This window comes from Phenylobacterium sp. (genome assembly GCF_036402295.1).
In the GTDB taxonomy this organism is placed as follows: domain Bacteria; phylum Pseudomonadota; class Alphaproteobacteria; order Caulobacterales; family Caulobacteraceae; genus Phenylobacterium.
This window is the reverse complement of record NZ_DASWTE010000026.1, coordinates 1-7,353: the sequence shown is the minus strand read 5'-3', so window position 1 is coordinate 7,353 and position 7,353 is coordinate 1. Positions and strand designations below refer to the sequence as shown.

Sequence of the window (7,353 nt, the reverse complement as noted above, 5' to 3'; positions counted from 1 at the left end):
AGCCTCGAGACCGGCAGCGGCGAGGCGTTCGAGCCGGCGCTGGAACTCTACCGCCGCCGCGGCTTCGAAAGCTGCGGCGCGTTCGCCGACTATGTCGCCAGCGAGTTCAACCAGTTCATGCGGCTGGAGCTATAGCCAGGGTGCTGACGCCTCCCGCGCCAGCATGTCCTCGTAGGTCGGCCGCGGCCGCACCACGGCGAACTGGTCGCCCTTCACCAGGACCTCGGGGACCAGCAGGCGCGAGTTGTACTCGCTGGACATGGCCGCCCCGTAGGCGCCGGCGGTCATGAAGGCCACGAGGTCGCCGGCTTCCAGTGGCGCCAGCACACGGTCCCGCGTGAAGGTGTCGCCGCTCTCGCAGATCGGGCCCACCACGTCGTAGGTCCTGGCGTCGCCGGCCCGCGGCTTCACCGGCCGAATGTCGTGGTAGGCGTCATACATCGCAGGCCGCAGCAGGTCGTTCATGGCCGCGTCGAGGACGAGGAAGCGGCGGCCTTCCGGGCGCTCGTGCACGTGCAGGACCCGGGCGAGCAGGATGCCGGCGTTGGCGGCGATCATCCGGCCGGGCTCGAAGGCGAACTGGATGTCCAGGCCCCGGGTGGCCTGGGCGATCATGGCGGCGTATTCGGCGGGCGAGGGGGGCTCGGGCTGGTTGAAGTAGGGCACGCCCAGGCCGCCGCCCAGGTCGAGGCGCTCGACAGAGAGGCCCTCGCCCCGGATCCGCTCGACGAGGGCGCGCATCTTCACGAAGGCCGCGCGCAGCGGGGCGAGGTCGGTGATCTGGCTGCCGATGTGGCAGGCCACGCCCACCGGCCGGACGCCGACCATGTTGGCGGCGTTGGCGTAGAGCCGTTCAGCTTCGACCATCGAGACGCCGAACTTGTTCTCGGCCTTTCCGGTGGAGATCTTGGCGTGGCCGCCGGCCTCGACGTCGGGATTCACGCGGATCGCGATGGTGGCGCGCTTGCCCATCTGCCGAGCGACGCGATTGACCGTGTGCAGCTCGGGCTCGGACTCGACGTTGATCTCGGCCACGTCGTTCTGCAGCGCGAAGGCGATCTCGTGCTCGGCCTTGCCGACGCCGGAGAAGACGATCCGTTCGCCGGGGATGCCGGCGGCCAGCGCGCGGCGGATCTCGCCCTCGGAGACGGTGTCGGCGCCGGCGCCCAGGTTCCCCAGCGTGCGCAGGACCGCGACGTTGGAGTTGGCCTTTACGGCGTAGGCGATCAGCGGCTGGCCCAGGCCCGCGTCCACGAAGGCATCGCGCAGCACCGTGTAGTGCCGCTCCAGAGTAGCCGACGAATAGACGTAGACGGGCGTCCCGACCGTCTCGGCGATGCGCGAGAGAGGGACGCCCTCACATGCGAGCTCGCCCCCCTGCAGCTCGAAATGATTCATCGGCGCGGGTTGGTGTAGGGGTCGGGGAGCGCACTGGGCGGGGCGACCGCGCCGGGGCCGGTGTTGGTGCCGGGGATGGGCAGCGTGCGCGGCGGGGCCGGATCGGTGGAGCGGTCGCGCGGATCCACGGTGTCGACTGGGCGCGACGGGTCCTGCTTGCGCTGGGCGTCGTCGGCGTCCTTGGTGGTGTTGCGCTCGGCGCCGAACAGCGGGCCGGGACGCTCGAGCTGGCCCACCTTGCCGCAGCCGGCGAGGCCCGCCACGAGGATCAGGGCGCCCGTAAGCGCCAGTGTGCGGGGGGTCATGCCAGGACTTCCTTCCAACGCTTGATCTGCGCGCGGACCTGATCCGGCGCGGTTCCACCGTAGCTGCGCCGGCTGGCGACGGAAGCCTCGGGGGTGAGGACATCGTAGATGGCCGCGGTGATCCGCGCATCCAGAGCCTTGAGTTCGGAGAGCGGCAGGTCGGGCAGGCCGACGCCCAGCGCCTCGGCCTTCTTCACGGCCGCGCCGGTGACGTGGTGGGCGTCGCGGAACGGCAGGCCGAGCTCGCGCACCAGCCAGTCGGCGAGGTCGGTGGCGGTGGAATAGCCGGCCCCCGCCGCGGCCGCCATGCGCTCGGTGACGGGCTCGAGGTCGGCCACCATGCCCGCCATGGCCAGAAGGCTGAGCTCCAGGGCGTCGAAGGCCTCGAAGGTGGGGACCTTGTCCTCCTGCATGTCCTTCGAATAGGTCAGCGGCAGCCCCTTCATGACGATGGTCAGTTGGGTGAACGACCCCATCATCCGGCCCACCTTGGCGCGCACCAGCTCGGCGGCGTCGGGGTTCTTCTTCTGCGGCATGATCGACGAGCCGGTCGTGAAGGCGTCCGACAGCTTCACGAAGCCGAACTGCGGCGTCATCCAGATCACGATCTCTTCCGCCAGGCGCGACAGGTGCGTGGCGCAGATGGTGGCGGCGGCCAGCGCCTCCAGCGCGAAGTCGCGGTCGGCCACGCTGTCCAGCGAGTTGGCGGTCGGGCGGTCGAAGCCCAGCGCATGGGCGGTCATCCGCCGGTCGATCGGGAACGGCGAGCCGGCCAGCGCGGCCGCGCCCAGCGGGCTCTCGTTCATCCGCGCGCGGGCGTCGGCGAAGCGGGACGCGTCGCGGCCGAACATCTCCACATAGGCCATCAGGTGGTGCCCGAAGGTCACCGGCTGCGCGGGCTGCAGGTGTGTGAAGCCCGGCATGACTGTGTCGGCGTGCTGCTCGGCCTTGGCCAGCAGCGCCTTCTGAAGCGCCTGGAGCTGGCCCAAGGTCCGGTCGCAGGCGTCGCGGACCCACATGCGGAAGTCCAGCGCCACCTGGTCGTTGCGCGAGCGGGCGGTGTGCAGCCGGCCGGCCGCGGGGCCGATGAGCTCGCGCAGCCGCGCCTCCACGTTCATGTGGATGTCTTCGTATTCGTCGCGGAACGGGAAGGTCCCGGCCTCGATCTCGCCGGCGATGGTTTCGAGGCCGCCCTGGATCGCTGCTTCGTCCTCGCTTGAAATGACGCCCGCGCTGCGCAACATCGCCGCGTGCGCACGGGAGCCTTCCAGGTCCTGGGCCGCCAGACGACGGTCGAACCCGATGGAGACGTTGATCGCCTGCATCAGCTCGGCCGGCTTTGCGGAGAACCTGCCGCCCCACATGGCCTGTCCCGCCGAGGATGGGCGTGCGGGCGGGTTTGAGGAAGACGAGGTCATATGAGCGAAGGTCCGGAAGCGGCGGGTAAGCCCAAGGGCGGGTTCCTGACCTGGGCCCTGTGGGGCGCAGCCCTCGTGGGCGTCGCGGCGGTTGTCTACATCATCGCGCAGGCGTCTTCCAACCAGCCGCCGCCGTCGGCGGAGAGCCCTGCCGCCGTGGCCCCCGGCGGCGCCTCAAAGTTCACCGCCAAGTTCGTGAAACCGGACGCCCCCACGCCGCCGCCGGATCACACGATCTACGACGCCTCAGGCAAGGCGATGAAGCTCGCCGACCTCAAGGGCAAGGTGGTTGTGATGAACATCTGGGCGACGTGGTGCGCGCCCTGCAAGATCGAGATGCCGACGCTGGCGAAGCTGCAGGCGGCCTACGAAGGCAAGCCCGTGGAGGTGGTGGCGGTCAGCATCGACACCGTGGGCGACGCCGACAAGGCGACCCTGTTCATCGCCCAGAACGCGCCGCTGAAGTTCTACCACGACCGCGAGATGAAGATGCCGTTCGTGCTGAAGCCGGTCGCGCCCGGCGCGCCGACCACGGTGATCTACGGCAAGGACGGCTTCGAGGTCGGCCGCGTGGCCGGCGAGGCCGACTGGTCGGGCGACGACGTCAAAAAGGTGATCGACGAGGCGCTGGCCAAGGGCTGAAGGCGCCTCGTCCGATCGAGCGTCAGGCGGCGACCTTGTGTTTTCCCGAGGGCGACGTCGGCTCCTGCTGGTTGCTCAGGGTGCGGACCAGGTTCACCAGCGACGAGCGGACTTCGGGCGCCAGGCGCTCGAAGGCCGACAGCAGCTCCAGCGCGCCGGGGGTGCGCATCCGGGTCAGCAGGTCGAGGTCCTCGGCCGTTTCCTTGTCCGCGCCGTCGAAGACATCCATGAGGTCGGTGACGCGGCAGCGCAGGGCGCGAGAAATCTGCACCAAGCGCGAAAACGAGATGCGGTTCGCGCCGTTCTCGTACTTTTGGATCTGCTGGAAGCTGACGCCGCACTGCTCGGCGAGGGCCTCCTGCGACATCCCGATGGTCCGACGCCGAATGCGCACCGCGGCCCCGAGCGCGATGTCCATGGGGTCGGGCGCCTTGATAGACACCTCCGACATAACCATTCCTCCATTCTGCGAGTGTCCCCGTCCGACCTCGCAAGTCCTAGTTGCGACTAAAAGCCTTTGTCGCGGAACTGCAAAGCTTTTTCAGCCCTCAGGCGACCGGCGTTCAACCCCAGCGGACAGGACGTCGGCGGACGCGGTTAAGGTCTTGGTCACCGAAGCACCGCGGAACTGCCGGTGTTCAGCGTAACGATTCACCAAGGCCCATGCCCGTCATTCGCCTGCATCCCCCCTTCGACCATGGAGCTGCGCTTCGGGTTCCCCCGGCGCACGACCAAAAGAACTGGGCCGTGCTCTGGCACTGGCTCGGCGAAGACGCCCAGTCGGTGGCGGAAGCCTCGGCCGTTCAGGTGCGTACGCCCGAAGGCCCCGTGGTCGCGCATTGCGGCGACTGGATCGTGCTGTCGCACTCCGGATCGTTCCACGTGGCCCACACGCTGCGGCCCCACGACGCCTAGGCCGCGGGCAAGACCCCGCCGGGGAGGTGGGACGTCGCGTGGTGCGCTGGCGTTCGTCGGCGTCTAGGGCGCCCAGGAGACCTTGAAGCCCAGCTTGTGTGGCCTCACCTCGACCGCCCGGTCGGGGCGGTAGGCGGCCAGCGTCTCTGCGCTCCAGGAGAGGCGATAGCGGACGAGGTAGGCCTGGTGGTCGGAGAGCCGCTTCGCGCCCTCGTCGAAGAGGTAGCGGCTGGCCACCGGCTGAACGCGGAGCGCCCCGTTTCGGAAGCCTTGCAGGTCCTGGGTGCGCAGCCACGGCTTCGCGGACGTGTCGGCCGCGCCGTCGCCGCACCCTGAGCCCGGCTGGCTGCAGTATTCGCCCACCACGGTGAAGGGCCGCTGTCCGGCCTCGTAGTCGTAGCGCGCGGGCGAGTTGCGGATGTTGAAGTCGCCGCCCACCAGCAGCGGATGGGCCGCCGCGCGATGGGTCTTCACGAAAGCCGACAGCTCGCGTGTCTGGCCGCGGTGCGCCGACAGGGTCCGCGTGCGCGGGGCGCCCGAGGCCTTGCGCGCATTCATATGCGTGTTGACCACGTCGATCGGCGTCGGCGACCACGCGGGCGCCAGTCGCACCATCATGGCGCCCTTGTTGGCCAAGCAGTCGAAGCCCGCGCAGTGATCGTAGGCGGTCGTCCTCACCTCGAGGATGGGCGCGTCCGAAAGGACATGCAGCCCGCCGCTCGTCAGCTTGCCGAGGCCGCCGCCGGGACCGCTCGCCCAGTAGCCGTAGCCGCTCTCGCGGACCAGGTCGGCCACTTCCCGGCGGAAGCCCTCCTGGATCAGCACCACGTCGGGCTGGCGGCCCGCCTGGCGCATGGCCGCGAGTTCGCGGCCGATCTCGCGCAGGGCCTTGCCGCGGTTCAGCGCCAGCGGCCAGGGCAGGCCGCGGACGTTATAGGTCAGGACGCTGATCTCGCCCGTTTCGGGCTGCGGCTCCGGTAAGGACGGGCGCTGCACCGATAGCGTGGAGGACACGTGGGCCGGCGGGGCCACGTAGGCGTAGTCGGGGACGTTGGCGTCCAAGTACATCTCTCGCCGCTCCGGGACATGCGGCCGTCCTCAAGGCGGGATATCTGCAATCCCAAGGCGAGGTCGGCCCGCGTTGTTCAAGCGCAGCCCGATGTCTTTTGATCTGTTGTCCGGGCAAGGGCGGAAATGGCCTGCTTCGTTTACCGGCGTGTGACAGCCGCATAGTCGTTTCACGACATGCGCCGACGCCTGTAGGGTGGGCGCCTGTCCACGGAGCCCGCCATGCCGGCCATCCTCGTCAACCGGGTGACGCCTACGCTCAGCGCCAACGACCACCCCTACATGAACGGGGCGTGGACCCCGAACTTCGACGAGTACGACGCCTACGACCTGCCGATGGTCGGCGAGATCCCGAAGGATCTGGACGGAGTCTATGTCCGCAACACCGAGAACCCGGTGCACGACCCGATCGGGACCTACCACCCGTTCGACGGCGACGGGATGCTGCACGCGATGCACTTCCGCGATGGCAAGGCCGAGTACCGGAACCGCTTCATCCGCACCAAGGGCTTCGAGGCGGAAGCGGCGGCCGGCGGGCCGATCTGGGCGGGGCTGGCGGGGCATCCGGGCCAGTCCAAGCAGCCGGGCTGGGGCGCGCAGGGCAGCCTGAAGGACTCGTCGTCCACCGACGTGGTGGTCCACGCCGGCCAGATCCTGTCGACCTTCTATCAGTGCGGCGAGCCGTATCGCCTGGACCCGCTGACACTGGCGCCGTTGGGCGTTGACGCCTGGGCCCCGGCCGAGGGCGTCTCGGCCCACGCCAAGGTGGATGAGGCGACGGGCGAGCTCCTGTTCTTCAACTACTCCAAGGCCGCGCCCCACATGCACTACGGCGTCGTGGGGCCGGACAACCGGCTGAAGCACTTCGTGCCGATCCCGCTGCCGGGGCCGCGGCTGCCGCACGACATGGCGTTCACGAAGAACTACGCGATTCTGCCGGACCTGCCGCTGTTCTGGGAACCGGAGCTGCTGGCCAAGGGCTACCACGCCGCCCGCTTCCATCCCGAGCTGCCGACGCGGTTCGCGGTCATCCCGCGCTTCGGCGGCCCGGAGGACATCCGGTGGTTCGAGGCCAAGCCCTGCTACGTCCTGCACTGGGGCAACGCCTACGAGGAGGGCGACGAGATCGTGCTGGACGGCTACTTCCAGGCCGATCCCCAGCCGTCGCCGCTGGAGGGCTATGGCCCCAGGCTCGGCCAGATGATGGCCTACCTCGACCCGCATTCGATGAAGCCGCAGCTCTACCGCTGGCGCTTCAACCTGAAGACCGGGGCCGTGAGTGAGGGGCCGCTCGACGATCGCGTGCTGGAGTTCGGGACCTTCAACCAGAAGGTCGCCGGGACGAAGGGCCGCTACCTCTATTCCACGACCTCGAAGCCGGGCTGGTTCCTGTTCACCGGCCTGGTGAAGCACGACCTGCAGACCGGGCGTTCCTCCAGCTACGACTTCGGGCCGGAACGCTACGGCTCGGAGGCGCCGTTCGCGCCGCGGCCGGGGGCCGTGGACGAGGATGACGGCTACCTCGTGAGCTTCGTCACCGACATGATCGAGGACCGCTCGGAGTGCGTCGTGCTGGACGCCAGGGACATCGCGGCCGGGCCGGTCTG

At 69.3% G+C, this 7,353-nt stretch carries 8 protein-coding genes; 3 read left to right on the top strand and 5 right to left on the bottom strand.

Annotated elements, in window-relative coordinates; genetic code table 11:
* Positions 1-129 precede the first annotated feature (129 nt).
* Genes lysA through argH form a run of 3 tightly spaced genes read right to left on the bottom strand, consistent with a single transcriptional unit; the run spans position 130 to position 3,121 of the window.
* Positions 130-1,398, bottom strand: coding sequence for a diaminopimelate decarboxylase (gene lysA / locus VGD44_RS01525; protein WP_331083148.1), 1,269 nt, complete (start codon positions 1,396-1,398; stop codon positions 130-132).
* Positions 1,395-1,703, bottom strand: a complete 309-nt coding sequence (locus VGD44_RS01520; RefSeq protein WP_331083146.1) for a hypothetical protein — start codon at positions 1,701-1,703, stop codon at positions 1,395-1,397. The genes lysA and VGD44_RS01520 overlap by 4 nt, the downstream gene beginning before the upstream one ends.
* On the bottom strand, positions 1,700-3,121 hold the full coding sequence (gene argH, locus VGD44_RS01515; protein ID WP_331083144.1) for an argininosuccinate lyase: 1,422 nt from the start codon (positions 3,119-3,121) through the stop codon (positions 1,700-1,702). Before argH ends, VGD44_RS01520 begins: the two co-directional genes overlap by 4 nt.
* Here argH and VGD44_RS01510 point away from each other — a divergent pair, their 5' ends adjacent.
* A complete protein-coding gene (locus tag VGD44_RS01510; RefSeq protein ID WP_331083142.1) occupies positions 3,122-3,763 on the top strand; it encodes a TlpA disulfide reductase family protein in 642 nt (213 codons plus the stop codon).
* Positions 3,764-3,785: 22 nt separating this feature from the next.
* Here the strand turns inward: VGD44_RS01510 and VGD44_RS01505 are convergent, their stop codons facing one another.
* Positions 3,786-4,214, bottom strand: coding sequence for a helix-turn-helix transcriptional regulator (locus VGD44_RS01505; protein ID WP_331083140.1), 429 nt, complete (start codon positions 4,212-4,214; stop codon positions 3,786-3,788).
* Between the two features lie 296 nt (positions 4,215-4,510).
* Here VGD44_RS01505 and VGD44_RS01500 point away from each other — a divergent pair, with 296 nt between their 5' ends.
* Positions 4,511-4,678: a hypothetical protein gene (locus VGD44_RS01500; protein WP_331083138.1), complete on the top strand. Its 168-nt coding sequence runs from the start codon at positions 4,511-4,513 to the stop codon at positions 4,676-4,678.
* Between the two features lie 63 nt (positions 4,679-4,741).
* On the opposite strand, the gene VGD44_RS01495 is transcribed toward VGD44_RS01500, so the two are convergent.
* Entirely contained in the window at positions 4,742-5,746 is a 1,005-nt protein-coding gene (locus tag VGD44_RS01495; RefSeq protein ID WP_331083136.1) for an endonuclease/exonuclease/phosphatase family protein, read from the bottom strand.
* A 222-nt stretch (positions 5,747-5,968) separates the two neighbouring features.
* Between VGD44_RS01495 and VGD44_RS01490 the strand changes: the two genes are divergently transcribed.
* Positions 5,969-7,353, top strand: a 1,385-nt coding sequence (locus tag VGD44_RS01490; protein WP_331083135.1) for a carotenoid oxygenase family protein, incomplete at its 3' end; no start/stop codon positions are given.

Excerpts from the sequence above, each read along its gene's own strand:
- VGD44_RS01505 (WP_331083140.1), bottom strand. The coding sequence starts at position 4,214 with ATGTCGGAGGTGTCTATCAAGGCGCCCGACCCCATGGACATCGCGCTC.
- VGD44_RS01520 (WP_331083146.1), bottom strand. The coding sequence starts at position 1,703 with ATGACCCCCCGCACACTGGCGCTTACGGGCGCCCTGATCCTCGTGGCG.
- argH (WP_331083144.1), bottom strand. The coding sequence starts at position 3,121 with ATGACCTCGTCTTCCTCAAACCCGCCCGCACGCCCATCCTCGGCGGGA.
- VGD44_RS01495 (WP_331083136.1), bottom strand. The coding sequence starts at position 5,746 with ATGTACTTGGACGCCAACGTCCCCGACTACGCCTACGTGGCCCCGCCG.
- VGD44_RS01510 (WP_331083142.1), top strand. The coding sequence starts at position 3,122 with ATGAGCGAAGGTCCGGAAGCGGCGGGTAAGCCCAAGGGCGGGTTCCTG.
- lysA (WP_331083148.1), bottom strand. The coding sequence starts at position 1,398 with ATGAATCATTTCGAGCTGCAGGGGGGCGAGCTCGCATGTGAGGGCGTC.